Source organism: Acinetobacter sp. LUNF3 (assembly GCF_022699605.1).
Classification (GTDB): Bacteria; Pseudomonadota; Gammaproteobacteria; order Pseudomonadales; family Moraxellaceae; genus Acinetobacter; species Acinetobacter johnsonii.
On record NZ_CP093968.1, the window covers coordinates 666,032 to 689,785 of the forward strand.

Genomic DNA, 23,754 nt, shown 5'->3' on the forward strand with positions numbered 1-23,754 from the left:
AAAAAGATTAAAAAGAAAAGGAGCAGGATATGCTTGCGGAAATTACTGGGATGGGACAGGGAAGTATCACGGTGGAATTACAAATGATTCCCAGAAAAGGTGAGTCGGTCAAAATTATGTATGGACCTGATGCGGAGCTTGAAGGCGAGGTGGTTTCGGTTAATCATTATATTAATCAACATGCCAATCAGCATAAGGTGCAAATCAAAATCCGGCCCTTCAATCTTCTAATTACCGCCTGAACAAATTGAGACCATAAAAAAGCGCTCTTTGAGAGGAGCGCTTTGATATATCTCTAATAGCTTATAAGCCAAAATAATAGCCAACTACACAGATCAAAATCGTAATTATGATTAAAGCAAATACCCCGGTTTTCCCCGATTTGTGGTGTGTTTCATGAGGCTTGGTCTCTATCGCACTTAATTTAGGTGTTGAATGATTGCGAGCATCAAGTGGTGTAGTCGTGTCTTTGGGGGTGAGCTGCGCGGTTTGATAGTGATTGGCCACTTTCACGATAAACTTGGTACTTAAATCATCAATCTTTTGTTCAAAATGACGTAGGTTCAATTGCTCATCTGGCGTGAGCACTTGGCCTTCTGCATTATAAGGATGTTGAATCTTAGTCTGGATCAATGCTGATAGTGCATCTAAACGATACAGCGTTTGGTGTGCATAATCAGCAGCGTAGTCTGTTGGTAAAAGAGCGAGATGATGAGCTTCATCTGTGGCCTCTTGTTGTCCATAGTAAGGTAAGTTCACCGACTCAGGCTCTACTAAACCTTGTGCAAATGGCGCACTAAACAGTTCTTGTTCGGTAAAGTTTTCGATTTCATCCCATTTTGGCGTTTGTAAGTCCGCTTCAATGCGTTTGCTGAGTTTGTGATTCAGTTCAAAACGCCATAAATTTTCACTACGGATTGAGCTTTGTTGTGTTTTTGGAATTATAAAATCGTGTTCAGCGCTGTACCACTCCGCCAGTTCTTTACCAAAAATCCAAGCTGTTTTTTGCTGTGCTTGATGGCTCACAATAATATGGGGGGTAGCAAGCAGTTCAATATTTGGGTTGGGGTTCTTTTCGTCTGCTAGCAATGTTGAACTATGCAGACTGAGCTGTTTGACCCCTTGTTTTTTTAAGGCTTCAAGCCAGACTTGAAAATGCTGAGCCAGTAAATGTTGGCTATTTAGATCACGAAACTGAAAGCAATGTCGGTCAAAAATGGCATGTTCTAACCAACGTTGGAAACTTAGGTTGTGGCGTAAATATTCATTGCCATAAGTCACTAAAGTAAGTTGTTGTTGCCAAATAGGATCAAGCGACATCGTTTGTTGTTCTCTTCTGTGATGGCCCTATCTTAACCTGTTTATAAAACCATGTACTAAACAAATTTTCCTGATCGTAGAGCTTCATCAACGTGCTTAAAAACTGATAGAATATGGGGTTTTATTAATTTTATAAATTGTTGCTTTGAGAGTTACTATGTCACTGGAAGCCCTGACCACTGAAGCGCTTGCTGCGATTGCAGCAGCAGAGGACCTTGCTACACTCGATCAAGTACGAGTGCAGTTTACGGGTAAGAAAAGCCAGCTCGCTGAGCAATCAAAAGCTTTAGGTAAAATGGACCCTGAAGTGCGTAAAAATTTTGGTGCGCAAATTCATGCAGTCCGCGAAGCGATTACCGGTGCTTTAACTGAACGCCAAACACAATTACAACAAGCGGCGTTGGCGCAAAAACTTGCAAGTGAAACGGTGGATATTACTTTACCGGGTCGTGGTCAAACGATTGGTAGTATTCACCCCGTTACTCAAGTACAAGAGCGTATTTGTCAGTTCTTTACCAAAGCGGGCTTTGTGATTGAAACTGGGCCAGAAGTTGAAGATGACTACCACAATTTTGAAGCTTTAAATATTCCAGGGCATCACCCTGCGCGTGCAATGCACGATACATTCTATTTCGATGCGACACATTTGTTACGTACCCATACTTCTGGTGTGCAGATTCGTACCATGGAAACCCAGCAACCCCCGATTCGTATTGTATGTCCAGGTCGTGTATACCGCTGTGACTCTGACCAAACGCATTCGCCAATGTTTCATCAAATTGAAGGTCTGTATGTCGCTGAAAATACCAGCTTTGCAGAACTGAAAGGTTTGTTGGTTAATCTATTAAACGAATTCTTTGAAAAAGACTTAAAAGTGCGTTTCCGTCCATCTTATTTCCCATTCACAGAGCCAAGTGCTGAGGTGGATATTATGGATGAGCGTGGTAAATGGTTAGAAGTGCTTGGTTGTGGCATGGTACATCCAAATGTCTTGCAGGCAGCAGGGATTGATCCTGAAAAATACAAAGGCTTTGCTTTCGGTCTAGGTGTGGAACGTTTTGCGATGCTTCGTTATGGCATCAATGACTTACGTATGTTCTACCAAAACGATGTGCGTTTCTTACGCCAATTTGCTTAAACAGATTTATACCTCTCCCAGCCTCTCCTTGAAGGAGAGGAGTTATTTGTGATGACTCGGGGTTCTCCTTCTTTTCCAAAAGAGGGAGTTAGAGGGGGATTCAAAAATTTAGATTTATAGGTTTTTAACAAAATGAAAATTAGCGAAAATTGGTTGCGTACATGGGTTAATCCAGCCGTTGATAGCAATACTTTATCTGATCAACTGACCATGTTGGGTTTAGAGGTCGATGATTTATCGCCTGCGGCAAAACCGTTCACTGGCGTGGTTGTTGGTGAAGTGTTGACGGTAGAGCAACATCCTGATGCAGACCGTTTACGTGTGACCACAGTGAATATTGGTTCAGGGGAACCTTTACAAATTGTTTGTGGTGCACCAAACGTACGGGTTGGTATGAAAGTCCCAGTGGCAACCATTGGTGCTGTGCTTCCAGGCGATTTCAAAATCAAGAAAGGCAAACTTCGTGGCATTGAATCACAAGGGATGTTGTGTGGTGCATCTGAAATTGATCTAGAAGACAAAATTGATGGCCTTTTAGAGCTGCCCGTTGATGCACCTGTCGGTGTGGATATTCGTGAATATTTAAATTTAGATGATCATGTCATTGATATCAGCATCACGCCAAACCGTGGTGACTGTTTCAGTATTCGTGGTATTGCCCGTGAAATTGGGGTAATTAACCAACTGACTGTGACTGCACCTGAAATTAATGCCGTTGCTGCGACTATTGCTGATGAGAAAAAAGTTGTGGTGAGCACTGAAGGCTGCCCACGCTATTTAGGTCGTGTGATTAAAAACGTGAATACTAAAGCAGCAACCCCAGAGTGGATGGAACGTGCTTTGGTTCGCTCAGGGATTCGCCAGCACAGTATTTTGGTTGATATTACCAACTATGTACTGATGGAGTTAGGGCAACCACTCCATGCTTTTGATGCAGCAAAAATTCAAGGTTCAGTCCAAGTTCGTCAAGCGAATACGGCGGAGAAATTGGTTCTACTGAATGAACAAGAAGTTGAGCTTAATGAAAAAGTTATGGTGATTGCGGATGATGAAAAAGCATTGGCGATTGCAGGCATCATGGGTGGCTTGTCTTCATCTGTTACCGATGAAACTCAAGACATTTTCTTAGAGTCTGCATTCTTTGCTCCATTAGCCATTGCTGGTCGTGCCCGTAGCTTTGGTTTGCATACCGATGCATCACAGCGTTATGAGCGTGGCGTGGATTTTGAACTCCCAATGCTCGCGATGCACCGCGCATCACAATTGATTGCTGAATTGGCGGGTGGCGAGTTCGGTCCGATTACGATAGCAGAACAAGCGGCTGTTTTACCGAAGCGTGAAGCGATTGAGCTAGAACAAGCACAAGTGGATCAATTGCTTGGTTATCGCGTAGATGCTGCATTTATTGCAGATGCATTAACCCGTTTAGGTTGTGCTGTGACGGTTAAAGCAGAAGGTCAGTGGTCTGTAGTACCGCCTTCACACCGTTATGATATGGCAATCTACCAAGACCTGATTGAAGAAGTTGCGCGTATTCATGGTTATGACAATATTCAAATCAGTTTGCCAAAAATTGAAGCGAAATTGGCGCAATATCAAGACCAATTTGAAATAGCTCAGCTTCGTCAAACTCTCGTGACTTTGGGTTATCAAGAAGCGATTAGCTTTAGCTTTGCAGACTTAAAGCTTGAGAAGCAACTCAATGCGGCTGTGAATCCTTTGGCTTTGGCTAACCCGATTTCAAGCGATTTAGCCGTGATGCGTTCAACACTGCTCTCTAGTTTGATTCCGTGTGTGCAATACAACGTTAACCGCCAACAAAGTCGTGTACGTTTTTTTGAATTGGGCCTACGTTTTGACTATCAAGATGCTGAATCTATTCATGATTTGAAACAAATTCCTACCCTTGCAGTGATTGCAACAGGTGCAAAAACTTCAGAAACTTGGCATGCTAAACCTCAAGCTATGGATTTCTTTGATTTCAAAGGTGAAATTGAAGAAGTATTGGCAGCAGGTCGTGTGCAGGTTGAATATGTTCGCTCTGAGCGTAGCTGGTTGCATCCAGGACAGTCTGCTGAGGTTTTAGTCGATGGCAAATCTATTGGTTACTTTGGTCGATTACATCCATCTTTAGAAGATGTGCTGGATTTGAGCACAACTTGGGTGGCTGAACTTGATCAATCGGCTGTTTTGCAAACTTATGTATCTAATTTTACAGAATTATCACGTTTTCCGTCGGTTAGACGTGATATTGCGCTTTTAATTAGTGATAAGATAAATGTAAGTGAAATTCAGCAACTTATCGAAAAAACAGGCGGTGAGCTTTTGGACTCGATTTGGTTGTTCGATGTGTACACTGGGCAAGGCGTTGAAGATGGTAAGCGCTCATTGGCATTTGCACTTCTTTGGCAACACCCATCACGTACGCTTGAAGATGCTGAAATTAAATCTGGTATGGATCATATTTTACAAGTGTTGGAAAACACTTATCAGGCGACATTGAGGGCTTCATGACAGCATTAACAAAAGCGGAAATGGCTGACCATTTAAGTGAGCTCACGAGTTTAAACCGTCGTGAAGCTAAGCAAATGGTCGAGTTGTTCTTTGATGAGATTAGCCAAGCGCTAATCTCTGGTGAGCAAGTTAAACTTTCTGGTTTCGGTAACTTTGAGTTGCGTGATAAACGTCAACGTCCAGGTCGTAACCCGAAAACGGGTGAAGAAATTCCGATTTCTGCACGCCGTGTAGTGACCTTCCGCGCAGGGCAGAAATTCCGCCAGCGTGTGGGAAATGAGCAGATCGATTGATCTGCTTTTTTTTGCTTAAAATTTTGGGTGATCGTTTGGCTGATTCAATGCTTGCAAAATAATAGAATGTCGTTTTTTGATAAAATTTGAGTATAAAAAAAGAGAGCCACAGGCTCTCTTTTTGACTAATCTCTAAGAGATTAGTGAGCTTTAGCTTCAGAAGCAGCAGCAACAGTAGCTTCAGAAGCAGCAGCAGTAGCTTCAGAAGCAGCAACAGTAGCTTCAGAAGCAGCAGCAGCAGCATCTACAGCAACTTCAGATGCAGCTTCAACAGCTTCAGATGCAGCAGCAACTTCAGATGCAGCTTCAGCAGCAGGAGCTTCTTCTTTCTTAGCACAGCCAACGAAAGCTAAAGTAGTAGCAACTGCAGCAGCAATAGCGATTTTTTTGAATAACATGGCATCACTCTCTAAAATATGAGATTAAAAAAAACCGACGTTAGTCTGTTGTATGCTTTTATTGTTCCTAATTTTGTTAGGGACTAACAATGCAGGAGCAGCCTAACTGGTCTGCAAATATGCTATCACTGCGCATTTTGAATTGCTACTAGCTGGGATGAAAAAAGTGATAAAAAAGGTCTAAAAACAGGGCTTTTTTAACAGAAAATAACAATCAATGATGAGGTTAGTATTGGATAAGTACTAAATAAACATTTAAAAAGATGAAGGTTTTTATTTCAAATTTTTGTTTATCAAAAACTTGCAAATAAGTTTACAGAGAATGGAATGTAATGTTGCTTTGTGTAAGCTAAGTCAACCAAATAAAAAGGCTGTCGTTAAGACAGCCTTTTTAGGTGAAGTAGGTCGGGTTAGCTGGTCGCTTTACGCTTCATTTGATCAAAGAAATCATCGTTGGTTTTGGTTTCTTTCATGCGATCAAGTAAGAACTCCATTGCTGCAAGTTCATCTTGGGTATGAAGTAACTTACGTAAAATCCAGACTTTACGTAGATTGTCTTCAGACATTAAGCGCTCTTCGCGGCGGGTGCCAGACTTTTTGATATTCATCGCAGGGAAGACACGTTTTTCAGCAATACGACGATCCAGTGTAATTTCTTGGTTACCTGTACCTTTAAATTCTTCGTAGATCACTTCATCCATTTTACTGCCAGTTTCAATCAGAGCTGTAGAAATGATGGTTAGTGAGCCACCTTCTTCAATATTACGAGCTGCACCGAAGAAACGCTTAGGGCGTTCCAGCGCATGTGCATCCACACCACCAGTTAAAACCTTACCAGATGAAGGCACAACCGTGTTATAAGCACGTGCTAAACGGGTAATGGAGTCGAGCAGAATCACAACGTCTTTCTTGTGCTCAACTAAACGTTTTGCTTTTTCAATCACCATTTCAGCCACTTGAACGTGACGAGCAGGAGATTCATCAAACGTTGACGCAATGACTTCACCACGAACAGTACGTTCCATTTCGGTCACTTCTTCAGGGCGTTCATCAATGAGAAGAACGATCAGGAAGCACTCAGGGTTGTTACGCACGATCGACTGAGCGATGTTTTGTAACAACATGGTTTTCCCCGCTTTTGGTGGCGCTACGATAATTGAACGTTGGCCTTTACCGATAGGTGCAACCAAGTCAACTACACGTGCAGTTAAATCTTCTGTCGTCCCGTTACCAAGTTCCATCACCAATTGTTCGGTTGGGAAAAGTGGTGTTAAGTTTTCAAACAAGATTTTGTTACGTGAGTTTTCTGGCGTGTCGTAGTTAATTTGGTTCACTTTTAACAGTGCAAAATAACGTTCGCCTTCTTTGGGTGGGCGAATGGTTCCCGTAATGGTGTCACCAGTACGTAGATTGAAACGACGAATTTGAGATGGGCTAACATAAATGTCATCTGGGCCTGCAAGGTAAGAACCCGCTGCAGAGCGTAAGAAGCCGAAGCCATCTGACAGAATTTCCAAAACGCCATCCCCAAAGATCTCTTCGCCATTCATCGCATGGCGCTTTAAGATGGCAAAAATAATGTCTTGCTTACGGTTACGAGCCATTCCTTCGAGGCCCATAAATTCAGCAATTTTGATGAGTTCGCCAATCGGTTTTTTCTTGAGTTCGGTTAAATTCATAGGAGGTCAGATAAGAATCAAAAATTCTAAATTACAGGATGAAAAGGAAGCAACATTTAGCCGCAGACATGCAATGAAGTAACGCAATTGTATTTGAACTATAACAATTCAGAGGACTGATTCATTGTTTGAAGAGAAACGTGTCAAAACAATTTGTATTGCCGAGCGGCGATCTTATGTGTTGTGTCTTTTAAGAAAATGACAGGATTGAATAATCCTTTATCTCTTGATCATGCAATATAAGAGAGAAAGACAGACTTGTCAATTTATAGCCGAAAAAAATACGCTGTTGTTTAGACAGCGTATTTCATTTTCAATCTAAACGGATGCTTAAATGCTTTCTTCAATGAAAGCAGTCAATTTCGATTTTGGTGCAGCGCCCACTTGTTGAGCAACAACTTCACCATTTTTGAACATGAGTAATGCAGGAATGTTACGGATGTTATAGTTCACAGCCGTTGCTTCACAAGAAGTCACGTCAACTTTAACAATCTTCACTTTACCTTCGTATTCGTTCGCCAATACTTCTAATACAGGTGCAATTGCTTTACATGGCGCGCACCAGCCTGCCCAGAAGTCAACAAGCACAGGAACGTCTGATTGAAGTACATCAGCGTCGAAGTTTGTATCAGTTGTATTTACGATATTGCCAGACATGGATAGCTCCAGTTTCAATTTTTGGATAGTTTTATGGCTAATAGTATGTCATAGCCTGCTATCACTGAGTAGATGGATTACTAAATTTTCAACCTTTAGTTTGAATTTGTCTAATTGAAGCTCACGATGTTACTGATCGTGTAACACAATTGTCATATATGCCGAAATTTTAAAAGCTCGTCAATTTCTGACCACAAATGGCTTTTAAATTGCATGGAGGTGAATTAATCTAAGCACAATTCTGTATAGGTTTATATTAAATCATGTCTGATTTTTTGATTGATGAAGAGTTACTTGCTGCCATCGATATGGGGTCGAACAGCTTCCACTTGGCGATTGCGCGAGTGGACCATGGCGAAGTGAAAAAAGTTGCGTCAATGTCAGAAAAAGTACAGTTAGCAGCGGGTTTAGATGAAAATAAAAACTTAACAGAAGCCGCACAGCAACGTGGTTTGGCCTGTTTATCTCGCTTTGTCGGACGCTTAGGTTCGGTTCAGCCGAATCGTTTAAGAATTGTGGCGACCAATGCGCTACGCCAAGCCAAAAATGGACATGAATTTATTCAAAAAGCGGCAGAAATTTTGCCGAAGCACATCGAAATTATTGCAGGTCGTGAAGAGGCTCGTCTGATTTATTTAGGTGTATCTCATACCATGGTAAACAGTGGACGCCGTCTTGTGATTGATATTGGTGGGGGGTCGACAGAGCTGATTATTGGTGAAGAATTTGAGCCCATTCATACCGAATCTTTACAAATGGGCTGTGTAGCATTTACAAAAGCCTTCTTTGTCGACGGTGAAATTAACCAAAAAAGTTTTGATAAAGCTGTGGTAGCAGCGCGTAAGGAGCTGTCTGGTATTGCCAATACCTATAAAGAAGCGGGTTGGGATACGGTGGTCGGTTCGAGTGGAACCATCAAAGCGTGTCGTCAAATTACCGTGAATATGGGTTGGAGTAATGAAAAAGAAGAACTCACCCGTGACGGTTTAGATAAGCTTAAAGAAAAATTGCTCAAATATAAACATGTCGCTGAGATGGAATTTGATGGTCTAAAAGAAGACCGTCGAGCAGTTTTGCCAGCCGGAATCGCTATTTTGTATGCCATTTTTGATGTACTCGAACTAGATAAACTGGTGTATTCAGATGGTGCCCTACGCGAAGGGGTGATGTATGACTTGCTGGGACGTTTTCAACATGAAGATATTCGAGATCGTTCTGTACAAGCGTTAATGGGCCGTTATAACGCCGATCCAAAACAAGCTGAACGGGTCGTGAACATGGCTCAGCATTTGTTTGATGGTGTGGCGGATTCGCTAAAATTAACCACAGAAGACAGTGATTTACTGCGTCGAGCGGCTTATCTGCATGAAATTGGTTTAGCGATTAGCCATGCCGGCTACCATCGTCATGGCGCATATTTACTGCAACATTCTGACATTGCGGGCTTCTCACAAATTGATCAAAACCATCTATCACATTTGGTGGCCCATCACCGTCGTAAGCTACGCAGTGACGCGCGTGTCGATGTGATGAAGGTTGGCGGCAACAAATTAGTCTATCTATGTTTGTTACTTCGCCTCGCAGTTTTACTGAATCATAGTCGTAGCGATCAGATGCTTCCTGCCATTGAATTAACAGTAGGCAATGCGCAACAATGGCAGCTGAGTGTTTCTGGTAATGCCGCGCAATGGCCTTTGCTGGTTGCAGACTTGCATGATGAGCAAGCGCAATTTAAGCATTGGGATGTTGAGCTGGATATCCAATCAGAACAATTTGTCGATGAATAAATTGGTCAATTAGGGATTTATGGTTGAGCTATGAAGAATAAAGCTGCGCAATCCAAAGCATGGACGACGGTTCAAATTGCACGTCATCCTGAGCGTCCGCAATTTTTAGATTATGTGAGTGAAATTTTTACCGAATTTGATGCTTTGCATGGTGATCGCTTATTTGGTGATGATGGTGCAATGATCGGTGGATTAGCTCGCTTTGAAGGTCAGCCAGTCATGATTGTGGGTCAACACCGTGGTCGTAGTACGCGTGAAAAGTTACAACATAACTTTGGTATGAGTAACCCAGAAGGTTACCGTAAATCACAACGTTTACTCGATATGGCTGAACGTTTTAATCTACCCGTCTTTACATTTATTGATACCATGGGTGCATATCCAGGTGTGGGTGCAGAAGAACGTGGTCAGGCTGAAGCAATTGCAACGTCTTTGGCACAACTTTCAAGCTTGAAAGTGCCTGTCATTGCAACTGTACTCGGTGAAGGCGGTTCAGGCGGTGCACTGGGTATTGGTGTGGCTGACCGTGTGGTGATGTTGTCCCATAGTATTTATTCAGTCATTTCACCTGAAGGCTGTGCATCTATTTTATGGAAAACAGCTGAAAAAGCAGAGCAAGCCAGCGAAGCTTTGGCCTTGACGGCTGAAAAATTACAGAAAATTGGTATTGTTGAATATGTGGTCGACGAAGGTGAAGGCGCTCATCTCAACCCAGAACAAGTCATGCATGCTTTAAAAACCGTTTTAAAAGATGCATTGGCTGAGTTGCAACCAATGGATGCGAATGAACGATGCGAAGCACGTTACCAACGTTTAATGAAGTTTGGCAGCGACAATTTAGGGCTAGTGTCTTAACTGAGTTTCAGGATACGCCTGAACAGCCTCATTTTTTAATCGGATGTAGTGGTGGCATGGATTCCATGCTGCTACTCCATTTGATGTCTCATTTATTTCCCAAGCGCATTCGCGCTATCTATATTGATCATCAATTGCAGGATGTCAGTCCGCAGTGGGGCAGCTTTGTTCAAGAACAATGCTATGTCTTGGATGTCCCATGTGTGATTCAAGCGGTGGATGTTGATACAGGCAATGTAGAAAGCCAAGCGCGTAGTGCACGTTATGCGGCCTTTCAGAAGCATCTTCTTGCCAATGAAATTTTAGTTCTCGCCCATCATCAACAAGATCAAGCCGAAACCGTTTTACTCCGTTTACTCTCTGGTACGGGGATTCATGGACTAGCCGCCATGCAGAGCATCGACATACGAGAGCAATTTATAATTTGGCGCCCTCTATTGGCTTTGTCCAGACAGCAAATTGAGCTGTGGGCTGCTGAGATGCAACTGAGAAATATTCAAGACCAAACCAATTTTGATACCAGTTATGATCGGGCATGGTGCCGAGCCGAATTGTGGCCAATTTTAGAACAACGCTTTCCGAAAATGCAGCAAGCTTTGGTGCGTACCAGTTACTTAATGCAAGATGCCGAAACGATTTTAGCCGATGTGTTGGCGCAAGATTGGGTCAGTTGTGGGAATGCTTCGGTTTTAAATTTAACCCCATTTCGTCAGTTGTCTGCACCGAGACAGCGACAGTTGCTTTCTGCTTGGATGAAAGGTGAGGATTTATATCGCCCTGCTTTTGATATGGTGCAACGCTTGTTTGATGAAGTGATTGAATCCAAAGTGGATGCTCAAGCCGCATTGCATTGGAACCAATATTATTATGTACGCTATCAACAACAGCTCTTTCGTGTCAGTAAAGCCGAGTATTTGTCTGAACAATGTCAGACGATTGAGTCAATTGAGCAGCGTTTTAGTTTAGATCAAGTTTATGCATTGGCTTCAGGGCAATATCGCATTGAAACACAAAAATATGGACTGTCTTCTGCATTATTAGAGCAGCCTTTACAGATAAAACCGCGTTTAGGTGGGGAAAAATTGCATTTGTATGGACGTGTTGGGGCATGGCCGTTGAAAAAAGCCATTCAGAGCGCACAAATTTTTCCGTGGCAACGTCATACAATACAAATATTAAGCATAGATAATGTTATGCTTGGTGTTTTTACGCCTAAAGGATTTTGGTTGGTCGAGTCGGCTTATTGTGAAGCGGGTGGATGGCAACCAAATTTAATCGCTTAGTTAAAAAATTCAGGATAGAGAAATAATCATGAGCGCAGTGTTGAATCGTAATATTTGTTTTATCGGCGGTGGTAACATGGCTCAAGCCCTCATTGGTGGGTTGATTTCACGTGGTTTACCTTCAACTCGCATTACGGTTTCTGATCCTGTTGAACAAGTTCGTCATTTATTGGCCGAAAAAGACTTGGTGGTGACTGAGGATAACGCATCTGCTATTCGTGAAGCCGATGTCGTGGTCTTAGCGGTTAAACCTCAAGTTTTAGCCAATGTTTTAAAGCCATTAAACGGTTTATTTGACGGTAAGTTGATTATTTCGATTGTTGCGGGTGCTGAAATTGCTACGATTGCTGCACTTGCTGGCAGTAATCGTATTGTTCGTGTGATGCCAAATACGCCTGCTTTAGTACAAACAGGTGCGCATGGTTTATATGCCACTGAGGCTGTAGATAAAGAAGACCGTGATTTGGCGAGCCAAGTACTGGCTGCAACAGGCTTGACTTTATGGGTAGGCGAGGAAGCGCAAATTGATGCTGTGACTGCGGTGTCTGGTTCAGGTCCTGCGTATTTCTTCTATATGATGGAAAGCATGATTCGTGCAGGTAAAAACCTCGGTCTAGATGAAAAAGTAGCAACGGCATTGACGTTGCAAACGGCATTGGGTGCGGCACAAATGGCAATCACGAGCTCAAATACACCAGCTGAATTGCGTAAAAATGTCACTTCACCGAATGGTACAACCCAAGCGGCACTTGAAGTGTTTGATCGTGCACAAATTTCACAAAATATCCAAGCTGCATTGGCTGCTGCTCAAAAGCGCAGTCAGGAACTTGCTCAAGAGCTGAGTGAAAGTAGCAAATAATCGTTTTATTTAGGAAAGTTCAAGTATGGGTGCAAACTCTGCGCTAATTTTTGGCATCATTATTAACGTTGCAATTTTACTGGTGTTCTTCCGCTTTCTCATGCAGTTGGCAGCGGTTAACTTTTATAACCCAGTGGTGATGTCGACCGTAAAAGCCACTAAAATTGTGGATATGTTTGGTCGTATTTTTCCAAATGTAGCGAAAGGCCGCGTTAACTTAGCGGCTTTAGTGCTTTTGGTTTTATTGTACTTACTGAAAATTTTTGGCGTCATGTATCTCTCTGGAGCGATGCCGAATAGTCCTGTGCATTTGGTCATTTTAACTTTTGTGACCATGATTCAGGACTTGATTCGTTTCTGCCGTTACCTAATTTTTGCAACGATTATTTTAAGTTGGGTGGTGATGTTTACGCAGTCACGTTCGCCTTATATCGAAGTGATTCAAGAGCTTGCTGAACCATTATTGGCACCGTTTCGCCGTTTATTGCCCAATATGGGGATGATTGATCTTTCTCCAATCGTGGCGTTCTTGGCGCTGTATATAGCTGAAATGATTATGAATGAAGTGGCGATTGTCCTGCTCACTGGTTTATAAGATTGTAGCGATATAAAAAAGGACTCGATTGCGAGTCCTTTTTTTGTGGTTGAAATTTTCAGGTGAAGACGTTGATATTTCTTCTAGGCGGCAAATGACCTCCATACCAGCCTTCCTCCTAGGAGGAGGAAGGTGCAAATGTTTTAGTGGGCTTCATCCCAGTTTCGACCTTTGCCGACTTCAACCAACAATGGCACAGAAATTTGTAAAACAGATTGCATCACGTCTGCCAGTTTCGAAGCCAGTTCATCAGCAATACTTTCATCGACTTCAAAAACCAATTCATCGTGTACTTGTAGTAGCATTTTGGCTTGATCTTTAGGTAGCATTTGATCAACAGCAATCATCGCCATTTTAATAATGTCCGCAGCAGAACCTTGCAGCGGTGCATTAATTGCGGCACGTTCAGCCGCTTGTTTGATCATTTTATTGCTTGCCATAATATCGGGCGTATACAAGCGACGGCCTAAAATGGTTTCGACAAAACCTTGTTCACGTGCAATTTGACGGGTACGTTCCATATAGTCGAGCACGCCCGGATAACGTTGGAAGTATTTCGCAATATAGCCACGCGATTCTTCACGGCTAAAACCGAGTTGACGGGTTAAGCCAAACTCAGACATGCCGTAGAGTAGACCGAAGTTGACGGCTTTGGCCTGACGACGTTGGTCTGACGTGACATCTTCAAGTGCAACACCTAAGACCTCAGCCGCTGTACGACGGTGAACATCTTGCCCATGATTAAAAGCATCGACCAAGGCTTCATCTTGGGAGAAATGCGCCATTAAACGCAGTTCAATTTGTGAATAATCGGCTGCCAAGAGCACGCGACCTTGTGGTGCAATAAAGGCTTTACGAATTTGACGTCCAATTTCCTCACGCACAGGAATGTTCTGTAAGTTGGGGTCGGTCGAAGACAAACGACCAGTTGCGGTCAGTGCTTGGTGGTAGCTGGTATGCACACGATGGGTATCACTGTTGGCTTGTTTTAATAAGCCATCGGTATAGGTGCTTTTGAGTTTAGATAAACCGCGATAGTCCAAAATCAGCTCGGTAATCGGGTGGTCAATTTTCTCTAAAACACTTTCAGAGGTACTGTACTGACCTGTTGCGGTTTTTTTGCCGCCCTTAAGTCCGAGTTTATCAAACAAAATCTCACCGACTTGCTTCGGCGAGCTGACATTGAAACTTTGTCCTGCCAGTTCGGTAATTTGGTTTTCAAGGTTGGCCATGGTATTGGCAAACTCAACACCGAGTTGGTCAAGGAAGCCTAAGTCGAGCTCAATGCCATTTTCTTCCATGATGGTCAGGACACGGGCAACTGGCATTTCGACATTGTGCAAGATATTGACCAGTTCGGGATGCTTTTGTAGTTTGGCATCGAGAACTTCAAACAGGCGATAGGTTACATGGGCATCTTCAGCGGCATAGTGCGCGGCGGTTTCGATCTCAATTTGGTTAAATGTTTTTTGTTTTGCGCCTTTACCCGCCACCTGTTCAAAAGTAGTGGTTAAGTGGCTGAGGTAGAGACGCGAAACGTCATCCATCCCGTGACGAGTCGCCACAGCATTGAGTACATAAGATGCCAACATGGTATCGAAATACCAGCCTTTTAGTTCAATGCCATGATTTTCTAAGACATGCGCATCATATTTCAAATGATGACCGATTTTCTGAACCGATTTATCTTCTAAAATAGGTTTAATTTGCGCCAAGATCTGTTCACGATCTAGCTGCGCAGGTGCATTTTCATAATCATGCGCAAGTGGAACGTAATACGCATCTTGCGCATCGAACGCGACCGAGAAACCAACAATTTTCGCTACGCGATAGTCTAAACTGGTGGTTTCGGTATCAAAGGCAAAACGTTTTTCTGTACTTAAACGTTTGAATAATTGAGTCCACTGTTCTGCACTGAGCACAGTATGGTAGTTCGCTTGACCCAGTTGGTCATCGACGCTGCTTTGAACAGCCTGATCTTCTGTATTGATAACAGTTTCAGATTGTGCTGATTTTACAATTTCTTGTGTTGCTTGTTTATAGGTTGCACTATTGGGATTGTTTGGATGATCGAGCGATTGCAACTGCTGACGGAATTCAAGCTCGGTATACAGTGAACGTAAGGCTTCGGTATTCGGATCTTGGAGTTTCAGATCGTCAAAGGTCAGTCCTGTCTCTAAGTCACAGACAATACTTGCCAGTTGGTGATCAAGCGCAATGCCATCAGCATGTTCTTTGATGTTTTGACCGACTTTGCCTTTAATTTTATCGACATTTTCTAAAATGCCACCAATTGAGCCATATTCTGTTAATAGTTTTGCTGCAGTTTTAGCCCCGACACCCGGAACACCCATAATGCCGTCAGAGGCATCGCCCATTAAAGTCAGATAGTCAATAATTTGGTTTGGCCACACCCCAAACTTTTCAAACACGCCATTCACATCCATCGGCTTGTCTTTAAAGCTGTCTTCTAAGGTGACTTTATCGGTCACCAACTGTGCCATGTCTTTATCGCCTGTGGAAATCAGCACTTGCTGTCCCGCGGCTTCCGCACGTTTGGCTAAAGTCCCGATGATGTCATCTGCTTCGGCACCTGGGAGCATGTATAAGGGGATACCCAAAGCACGAATTAAGGCATGCAAGTATGGAATTTGTTCTGATAACTCCTCAGGCATACTTGGGCGGTCACCTTTATAAATTGGTGATAGCACATGACGAAAAGTTGGTTCTGGCGTATCAAAAATGACCGCCATATGGGTTGGCTGGGTACGACGCATCAGTTTTTGGATGGCAGAAATTGCCCCACGGATTGCATTGGTATGTAAGCCAGTTGACGTGGTGAGCGGTGGCAAGGCATGAAAAGCACGAAATAAAAAGTATGAGCCATCGACCAAGACAAATGGTGGCATTGCAAGATTCCTTATCCAAATAACCCGTTTATTGTACGTGATTTTGACGCAGAACAAAGTGTATTGATGTACCGATTGGCATAGATGGTTACCGTTCAGCGCTTAAAGATGCACTACAAGCTGATGTATGATTTGAAGATGAGAAAAAGAGATCGAGAACGGATGCAAACTGGACAGCGTGAAATTCGCATGATGTGGTTGATGGGGCTGACCATTGTTGCAATTGCAGCATGGTTTTTAGCTGTGCCACTGTTAAGTGCATTGTGTGGAATTGCTTTGATCATGAGTGTTATGCACTATGTTGATAGCATTGAAAACCCTAGTATGACCTTGGCGGAACAACGAGGCATTGCTTTTCAGCCAACGTCAAAAGTGCCGCTTTACCTTGCTGCTTTCGTCATTTTAATTGGTATGGTGGGACAATGGGGCGGACTCATTGGATTGGGGATCAGTGGTTGGTTGTTCTTTTTCTTTCGATGGTTGCGTCGTCTAGAATATCTATTGTTATCCGTGCAAGCACAACCACATCAGGTGATATCCGACCGAATCCTAGAATCTGAAAACTCTCCCTCTTTACCCACTATTCTAAACAACACAGATAATTTAAATCTCAGTGAGCAAGTGAAACGCTGGCTTTGGCAGGGCAATCCTGTCTTAAAAGTTGCGATTGTGATACTGCTGATTGGGCTTATTTTATTATTACGCTTTGCCACCGAACATTGGCAGTTGAGTCTTGCTGTTAAGCTGAGCCTCGTTGCTGCAGTCAGTTTGGGCGTTGTGATCTTTGGTTATGTGCTTCGGCACAAAAACCGCAGTTTTGCTTTGGCTTTGGAAGCACTTGGACTGTCAGGCTTATTTTTGACTTTGTTTTTTGCTTACTACAACGGTGTGATTGCAAGTTTAGCGAATGCGAGCCTGTGCTTTGCAGTGGTGATGGCAGTGACACTTTGGCTCAGTTTAAAACAGCAGTCGATTGAGCTGGCGTTGATGGCGATGATCATTGCTTATTTGGCGCCTTTTACTTTGCCTGTACGGAATGCCACTGCGATAGAGCTGGTGGCTTATTATTTGGTCATTAATATTGCGGTTGCTGTTTTAAGCACGTTCAGACCGTGGAAAGTCCTCAACCAAATTGCTTTTTTAATGACGGTGGTCGTAGGCGGCGCTTATGCCTTTTACCAGGGTAAAGCGTCTGAGCGAGACATGCTGGCCGTGTTGGTTTTGGCACATAGTACGGTCTTTATTTGGTTGAGTTTTCGTTATAGTCAACTGTTGGCGCGTGAGGATTTAACTCAGTTTAAGTTAAAACCGATTTTGGATGTAGCTTTGATTTTTGCTGCACCTATTGTTGCTTTTGCTTTTTTGTATGTGATGTATTTTGAGGAAATGATTTGGCAGGCAGGTTTTAGTCTAGGCTTCGCAGCGCTCTATGCCATGCTTTATCAACTGCTAAAAAGAGCCCATAGCGTTGAGCTGATTGCGCAAAGTTATCTCAGTTTGAGCTTGGTCTTCTTGGCGCTGATTCCCCCTATTTTACTACCTGATCAGTGGGGGGTGGTGGGTTGGAGTGTTGAGGGTGCACTGATCTTTATGTATGCCTTATATCGAAATTCCGCTCTGAGTCGTTATTTGGCGATGGGCTTATTGGCCGTGGCAGGGCTCTCAAGCCTGTACTATGTGGTGGAGCTTAATCGTTTTCCAACGGAAGTTTATTGGGCGTTGTGTCTGAGTTATTTTGCTGTAGTTGCCGTTGCCAACAGTATAGAGCGCTTTAGACAACAGCTGTCTTTTGCCACGATTGCCTTTTTTTGCTTACAATTGCTTTCAGCAACCAGCATGTTGTTTATTTTACTTTTGGATGAAATCCACAGTAAAAGTCAGGTGACGATGGCGCTGCTGATCATCGTACTTTTATATACAGTGCAGAATGAATGGTTGCTCTACCGCAAAGCCAGTTGGTCATGGCTATTGCCCAAATGGGTTGGCTTGATTCCGCTCTATGCGGTTGCCTTTATTTTCTTAGTTGACCTGAGCCATGATGGCATCATTATGTGGCATTCTGGCTTAGACCGTGTATTGTTTGCTTTAACGAGCGGATTACTCACCTTGCTGTGGTTACGACCGTTACAGGGTGTGGAAGATGAGCTGGAATGGGTGAGTTTGGGTGCTTTATTGAGTTTGGCGCTCACCAGTTTAACCCTCATTCCAAGTATGCCATATCTGAGCATCGTTATTTTACCGCTGGCCTTTGCTGCATGGTGCTATACACAACCAACTCAAACGGGATGGAGACAGTTTTGGCAAGCACGCAATACCTTAGTGCTCATGTTGTTGTGGATTGTGTGTTCTCAGATATTTAGCCAACAAGCTTTTGTAGGGTACAGGTTACCCATTTTTAACCCATTTGACTGGGTCAGTATTGCGATGCTGATCGGTTTCATTTGGATGCTGAATTTACAAATGAAAGCGGGTTTGGAAAAAAGTCTGGGTGCCATTTTGATGATGTCGAGTCTACTTTGGCTCAGTAGTTATGTGGTGCTACGTGCGCTGCATGTCTATTTTGCAACACCCTATAATGACTGGAAAATGTGGGAAAACGCCTTGGTGCAACTGAGCTTTACTTTGCTTTGGGTCAGTTTGGCTTTCATTTGCATGCTGACGGCGACCAAACGGAACTTGCGTTCATTGTGGATTTTTGGTGGGTGTATTTTAGTTCTTGTGACGCTGAAATTGGTCTTGTTTGACTTATCTCACATTGGGACACTCACCCGCGTGATTTCATTTTTAGGTGCAGGTTTGGTGATGTTGGTGATTGCGTATATTGCACCGATGCCTGAACTTGAGGAAAAGACCAATTAAACAAATTCAGCTCCTTATGTCTGCAGGGATCATAAGGAGCTGAGGCTATTTATTTGATATTCGGTTCTCGTTTCAAGGCTTGCGCATTGGCATATTGATCAATTTCTTCATTGGATAATGGACGCGAAAGCGGATGATCGACAAAACCCATTTTCGGCACAGGAATTTCGATTTGGTTATCTAAGAAACCATTACGAATACGTTCCTGCATTTCATCACGCACTTGCAAAAAGTGTTCTTGCTGACACCACACGGCAAACAGTAACTCAATCGAAGACTCACGAAAGGCGGTGACGGTGACGGCAGGTTTAGGGTCTGCAAGCACCAAAGGATATTTATTAGCCACATCAATCAGCACTTCACGTACTTTAATGATGTTCTCATGAAAGTTAATCGCTAGGGTGATGGGAATACGCCGTATTGGAAACTTAGAGAGGTTGTGAACAGGCGCTCGAATCAGTTGTTCATTCGGCAGTCGTACATAAATGTTGTCCTGAGTGAGTAGCTTAACCGAGAGGAGGTCAATTGAAATGACTTCACCTTCAATGGTATTGCCACGAATAAGGGTGATTGAAATGGTGTCACCAATTTCAAAAGAACCTTCACCAATCAGGAACAACCCACTGATTAAGTTGGATGCTGAGGTTTGTGAGGCAAAACCCAAAGCAACCGTCAAAATACCTGCGGCGCCTAAGAACACACTGAGTTTAAAACCAGCTTCTTTGAGGCTGGCCATCACAAAAATTAGAAAAATAAAGTAAAAAATACCACGACGCCAGACCAGTCGTTGGTGGGCGTTAAACTTGGTGCCAATGGTTCGGATAAAGGTATTTGAAACCAGACGTGCCAAGAGAAACCCAACAAAACACAGCACTAAGGCAATTAAGATTTCCGTTAGTCGTTCTGTATTGATGTTGGTAAAAATGCCTTTTAGGCTACTGGTAATTTCTTGGGGAATATTTGAGTTTGGCATCTGTCCCCCTTAGAAGAATGAATCAAACATATTAAATAATGCGCTCGCCGAAGAGCGCGGTGGATGCACATAAATCACTTTGCCTGCATGCGGAGGCGTACGGTTCTCGATACGGATTCGCGGTGGCCGATCGGCGCCTTCATGTAAGACTTTAATTTGCGATGTCCAAAGTCGATCCGTACTTTCACTATAAAATAAAGGCAGGGCTGAAACAGGTACGTTCATGCGGTCAAAACGCAGTTGTAAATGGCTGGTGTTGTGGAACTCAATGGGCGTCACTGCACGAAATGCACGTGGTTTGAGTTGATGCAATTCAGTTCGACCATCGACAGCCGTAGCGTAGGCAATTTCACCTGTACGGTGGTTTGGCCCAAACCAAGTTTCTTTGGGTAAAATCACAGGAATATCAAATAGGGGATCGCGCTGACCTTCAATAAAACCCGAAATCCATAACGGAGTGCTGATATACAACGTCCCGCGCTGACCGGCTGGAATATAAATCGGATCGACAGGTTTAATTACCACTGAACGATCGGCCAAACGTGGCATCAGTTGAATCGTATGGTGAGTGTTTTTAAACATGTAGCGTTTAATTTCAACGGGTTGCGGAAAGGCGAAATGTGGATCTTCTATCGCATGCCATTTTTGCTCATAGTCATACTGAACTTGAGGACGATGAAACTCTAAACGCCATTCTTGTAGACCGCGGGTGAGGCGAAAAAGTAATGAGCCGAACTGCCACGCACGAGCTTGATTCAACTCAAAGTTGTATTCCCCCCACCATTTTAAATTGGGGCTATCCGATTCAAACAGTTCATTCATATTAGGCAACAGCACATTTCCTTATATTGCAAATCAGTGAAAAACAGACTTCACGCTGTCATATGCTTAGAGTACACTCAAAATAATATTTTTCATCATTATTATAATTTTAAGATGCAAGTGCTTAAACAATTACAAATTCCCTATAGTTTTGCGAAGCGTCATGGCGTGCTGTTGCGTTACGAAGGCGATCAAGCCTTTATTGTGCGCCGTGAAAGTACGCCGTTGTTGGCTTTGCAAGAGGCACGTCGTTTTTTAGGTGTGGCAGCACAACATCAACTGTGTAGTGATGAAGAATTTCACCAGCTTTTAAGCAGTAGCTATGCAGGGGACAGTGGCGAATCACAACAAGTGGCCGCAGGTTTAGAAGATCATCCCGATTTACTCAGTTTAGCTGACCAAGTGCCTGAAGCTGAAGATCTGATGGATCAAGAAGATGATGCTCCAATTGTTCGTTTGATTAATGCGTTATTGTCTGAAGCCATTCGTGTTGGCGCATCTGATATTCATATTGAAGCCTTTGAAAAGAAACTATCGGTGCGTTTACGTGTTGATGGGCAATTACGTGAAATTGTGCAACCACGCCGTGAACTAGCACCGCTGTTGGTGTCTCGTATTAAAGTCATGGCCAAATTGGATATTGCCGAAAAAAGGATTCCGCAAGATGGGCGTATTTCACTGCGTTTAGCCGGTCGTGAAGTGGATGTGCGTGTATCGACTTTGCCATCATCACATGGCGAGCGTGTGGTGATGCGTTTATTAGATAAACAAGCTGGTCGTTTGAACATGACCCATTTGGGCTTATTGAAACCTGACTATGAGCGTTTAACTCAATTGGTGCATCGACCACACGGAATTATTTTGGTCACAGGGCCGACAGGTTCGGGTAAAACCACAACGCTTTATGCGGCGCTTTCAGACCTTAATGACGGTTCGAAAAATATTTTGACCGCAGAAGACCCGATTGAATATCAACTGGAAGGGATTGGACAGACACAAGTCAACACCAAAGTCGATATGACTTTTGCGAGAGCCTTAAAGGCCATGCTGCGTCAAGACCCTGATGTAGTAATGGTGGGTGAAATACGTGACTTGGAAACGGCTGAAATTGCGGTACAAGCATCGCTCACAGGGCATTTGGTTTTATCTACACTGCATACCAATACGGCCATTGGTGCGGTGACCCGCTTAAAAGATATGGGCATTGAGCCATTTTTGCTGTCGAGCTCTTTGATTGGTGTCATTGCACAGCGTTTAGTGCGAACCTTATGTAGCCATTGTGTGACATGGCATGAAGCCGATACTTTTGAAACACAACTGTTTCAGCATTTGAATCCAAAAGCAGAACTTCAGTTACCTCAACCGAATGGCTGTGAACGTTGTTCACATACAGGTTTTACAGGGCGGACGGCGATTTATGAAATTTTCGCTGTGGATGATCAAATGCGTCGTTTAGTTCATGGCAATGCCGCTGAGTTTGAATTAGAAAGTTATGCACGACGACACTCAGGCTCTATTCGTGATGATGGTTTGCGTAAAGTGTTGACGGGGAAAACCACACTGGAAGAGGTATTACGTGTGACCAATGAAGCGGCAGAGTAATGAATACAGCTAAAGATTAAATTTAAAAAATGAAATTTTAACGGGTTCATTTATTTTGAAATTGAGAGCCTTTAAAAAATGCAAGTTCCAAAGCTCTATATTCCGTAATGTCATAACCAACTTTTTGTTTCATTAACTCAAAAAATGCTGTAAATGCTTTTTCATTTTTTAGCTCTTCGATAAGATTTAAATACTTAATATAAGCTCTGGGCTTTTCTAGTCTATATTTATGTGGTTCTACATCGTTTAGAAATCTAAAAACACGGCTGTCCCAAATCGCATATTGCTTTGGGTTTATAAAATGTAAGAGTTTTGATGTACCAACAAGTGAATTGTTAAAGGTAGTTTTTAGCGTTGTAAGTTGTTGTTCATCGATAAGTTTGCCTTTTTTGACTTCATTTAAGATGAAGAGAACTTCTTCTGTATTTTTAAGATTTAGCGCTTTTAGGATCGTGGGCATCCAAGAATAAGTAAAACTTATTCCGATAACCAAATTCTCTAAATTGATAGATTCTAAATTTTGGAAGTAATTTAAAAAATAAGGATAGGAAAGGAGATAATTTTCTTCAGTCGATTTGAAATTATTTGCAATATTAGTCAGTTGAAGAAAAGTTTCATCATTTGATTTGTCACGTTTCATTTTAGGTGTTTTTCTACATTGTTTAAGTCAATATAGAATATTTGAATAAATTAAATCCACCTAAAAATTAGTCTTTCTTTTTAAGTGGATGTTCATTTAAAAATTAAACAATCACATTCAACGTCACATCAATATTGCCACGCGTTGCATTTGAATAAGGGCAAACAATATGTGCTGCATCCACTAATTTTTGCGCTTCTGCATGCTCTAAACCTTCTAAGTGAATGTTCAAGGTCACTTGAATACCAAAGCCTGTTGGAATCGGGCCAATACCTACATCACCTTCGATATAAACATCAGGTGTAATTTTTAATTGGTCACGGTTAGCAACAAACTTCATTGCACCTAGAAAACATGCAGAATAACCTGCGGCAAAAAGCTGTTCAGGGTTGGTTCCACCACCTGCGCCGCCCATTTCTTTAGGAACGGTGAGTTTTACATCTAAAATTCCATCAGAAGAGGTTGCGCGACCATCACGGCCACCTGTCGCTTTAGCATGTGCTGTATAAACTACTTTTTCTAAAGACATTGTGATTCCCTGAATATTGTATTTGAGTTCTTATCCTGTCCT

Annotated in this window: 20 protein-coding genes; 11 read left to right on the forward strand and 9 right to left on the reverse strand. The window is 42.8% G+C overall.

Annotated features, from left to right (window positions below; genetic code table 11):
- Window positions 1-29 precede the first annotated feature (29 nt).
- Window positions 30-242 (forward strand): hypothetical protein, encoded by a 213-nt coding sequence (locus tag MN200_RS03165; protein WP_004692273.1) that lies wholly within the window; start codon window positions 30-32, stop codon window positions 240-242.
- 61 nt (window positions 243-303) lie between these two features.
- Here MN200_RS03165 and MN200_RS03170 read toward each other — a convergent pair whose 3' ends face one another.
- Complete coding sequence (locus tag MN200_RS03170; protein WP_058868970.1) at window positions 304-1,320, reverse strand: hypothetical protein; 1,017 nt, start codon at window positions 1,318-1,320, stop codon at window positions 304-306.
- A gap of 157 nt (window positions 1,321-1,477) precedes the next feature.
- On the opposite strand from MN200_RS03170, the gene pheS reads away from it, so the two are divergent.
- From pheS to MN200_RS03185, 3 genes are all read left to right on the forward strand, one after another.
- Window positions 1,478-2,458, forward strand: a complete 981-nt coding sequence (pheS, locus tag MN200_RS03175; protein WP_058868971.1) for a phenylalanine--tRNA ligase subunit alpha — start codon at window positions 1,478-1,480, stop codon at window positions 2,456-2,458.
- Between the two features lie 132 nt (window positions 2,459-2,590).
- Window positions 2,591-4,972: a phenylalanine--tRNA ligase subunit beta gene (gene pheT / locus MN200_RS03180; RefSeq protein ID WP_058868972.1), complete on the forward strand. Its 2,382-nt coding sequence runs from the start codon at window positions 2,591-2,593 to the stop codon at window positions 4,970-4,972.
- Entirely contained in the window at window positions 4,969-5,265 is a 297-nt protein-coding gene (locus MN200_RS03185; RefSeq protein ID WP_004649746.1) for an integration host factor subunit alpha, read from the forward strand. Before pheT ends, MN200_RS03185 begins: the two co-directional genes overlap by 4 nt.
- Window positions 5,266-5,405: 140 nt before the next feature.
- Here the strand turns inward: MN200_RS03185 and MN200_RS03190 are convergent, their stop codons facing one another.
- From MN200_RS03190 to trxA, 3 genes are all read right to left on the reverse strand, one after another.
- Window positions 5,406-5,663 carry a hypothetical protein gene (locus MN200_RS03190; protein WP_005400740.1) on the reverse strand — a complete coding sequence of 86 codons (258 nt, stop codon included), beginning with the start codon at window positions 5,661-5,663 and terminating at the stop codon, window positions 5,406-5,408.
- A gap of 410 nt (window positions 5,664-6,073) precedes the next feature.
- Window positions 6,074-7,342, reverse strand: a complete 1,269-nt coding sequence (gene rho / locus MN200_RS03195; RefSeq protein ID WP_004692266.1) for a transcription termination factor Rho — start codon at window positions 7,340-7,342, stop codon at window positions 6,074-6,076.
- Between the two features lie 330 nt (window positions 7,343-7,672).
- Window positions 7,673-7,999, reverse strand: coding sequence for a thioredoxin (gene trxA / locus MN200_RS03200; RefSeq protein WP_058868973.1), 327 nt, complete (start codon window positions 7,997-7,999; stop codon window positions 7,673-7,675).
- Between the two features lie 263 nt (window positions 8,000-8,262).
- On the opposite strand from trxA, the gene ppx reads away from it, so the two are divergent.
- Genes ppx through MN200_RS03225 form a run of 5 tightly spaced genes read left to right on the forward strand, consistent with a single transcriptional unit; the run spans window position 8,263 to window position 13,378 of the window.
- Complete coding sequence (ppx, locus tag MN200_RS03205) at window positions 8,263-9,786, forward strand: exopolyphosphatase (RefSeq protein ID WP_004692262.1); 1,524 nt, start codon at window positions 8,263-8,265, stop codon at window positions 9,784-9,786.
- Window positions 9,787-9,816: 30 nt separating this feature from the next.
- Window positions 9,817-10,641: an acetyl-CoA carboxylase carboxyltransferase subunit alpha gene (locus MN200_RS03210; protein WP_004692261.1), complete on the forward strand. Its 825-nt coding sequence runs from the start codon at window positions 9,817-9,819 to the stop codon at window positions 10,639-10,641.
- A complete protein-coding gene (gene tilS, locus MN200_RS03215; protein WP_081313222.1) occupies window positions 10,578-11,924 on the forward strand; it encodes a tRNA lysidine(34) synthetase TilS in 1,347 nt (448 codons plus the stop codon). Before MN200_RS03210 ends, tilS begins: the two co-directional genes overlap by 64 nt.
- A gap of 22 nt (window positions 11,925-11,946) precedes the next feature.
- Window positions 11,947-12,783 (forward strand): pyrroline-5-carboxylate reductase, encoded by an 837-nt coding sequence (gene proC / locus MN200_RS03220; protein WP_171054246.1) that lies wholly within the window; start codon window positions 11,947-11,949, stop codon window positions 12,781-12,783.
- A gap of 25 nt (window positions 12,784-12,808) precedes the next feature.
- Window positions 12,809-13,378 carry a YggT family protein gene (locus tag MN200_RS03225; protein ID WP_004979206.1) on the forward strand — a complete coding sequence of 190 codons (570 nt, stop codon included), beginning with the start codon at window positions 12,809-12,811 and terminating at the stop codon, window positions 13,376-13,378.
- Window positions 13,379-13,521: 143 nt separating this feature from the next.
- On the opposite strand, the gene polA is transcribed toward MN200_RS03225, so the two are convergent.
- Window positions 13,522-16,287: a DNA polymerase I gene (gene polA / locus MN200_RS03230; RefSeq protein ID WP_242760034.1), complete on the reverse strand. Its 2,766-nt coding sequence runs from the start codon at window positions 16,285-16,287 to the stop codon at window positions 13,522-13,524.
- Window positions 16,288-16,449: 162 nt separating this feature from the next.
- Here polA and MN200_RS03235 point away from each other — a divergent pair, with 162 nt between their 5' ends.
- A complete protein-coding gene (locus MN200_RS03235) occupies window positions 16,450-19,146 on the forward strand; it encodes a DUF2339 domain-containing protein (protein WP_125274110.1) in 2,697 nt (898 codons plus the stop codon).
- 49 nt (window positions 19,147-19,195) lie between these two features.
- Here the strand turns inward: MN200_RS03235 and MN200_RS03240 are convergent, their stop codons facing one another.
- Complete coding sequence (locus MN200_RS03240; RefSeq protein ID WP_004692251.1) at window positions 19,196-20,119, reverse strand: mechanosensitive ion channel family protein; 924 nt, start codon at window positions 20,117-20,119, stop codon at window positions 19,196-19,198.
- Between the two features lie 9 nt (window positions 20,120-20,128).
- Window positions 20,129-20,950 carry a hypothetical protein gene (locus tag MN200_RS03245; protein ID WP_004692248.1) on the reverse strand — a complete coding sequence of 274 codons (822 nt, stop codon included), beginning with the start codon at window positions 20,948-20,950 and terminating at the stop codon, window positions 20,129-20,131.
- A 105-nt stretch (window positions 20,951-21,055) separates the two neighbouring features.
- On the opposite strand from MN200_RS03245, the gene gspE reads away from it, so the two are divergent.
- Window positions 21,056-22,543, forward strand: a complete 1,488-nt coding sequence (gene gspE / locus MN200_RS03250) for a type II secretion system ATPase GspE (protein WP_242760035.1) — start codon at window positions 21,056-21,058, stop codon at window positions 22,541-22,543.
- A 46-nt stretch (window positions 22,544-22,589) separates the two neighbouring features.
- On the opposite strand, the gene MN200_RS03255 is transcribed toward gspE, so the two are convergent.
- On the reverse strand, window positions 22,590-23,183 hold the full coding sequence (locus tag MN200_RS03255) for a hypothetical protein (protein ID WP_242760036.1): 594 nt from the start codon (window positions 23,181-23,183) through the stop codon (window positions 22,590-22,592).
- Window positions 23,184-23,286: 103 nt separating this feature from the next.
- The gene (locus tag MN200_RS03260) at window positions 23,287-23,712 is read right to left on the reverse strand and encodes an organic hydroperoxide resistance protein (protein ID WP_078388700.1); all 426 of its coding nucleotides are present in this window, start codon (window positions 23,710-23,712) and stop codon (window positions 23,287-23,289) included.
- Window positions 23,713-23,754: the final 42 nt, after the last annotated feature.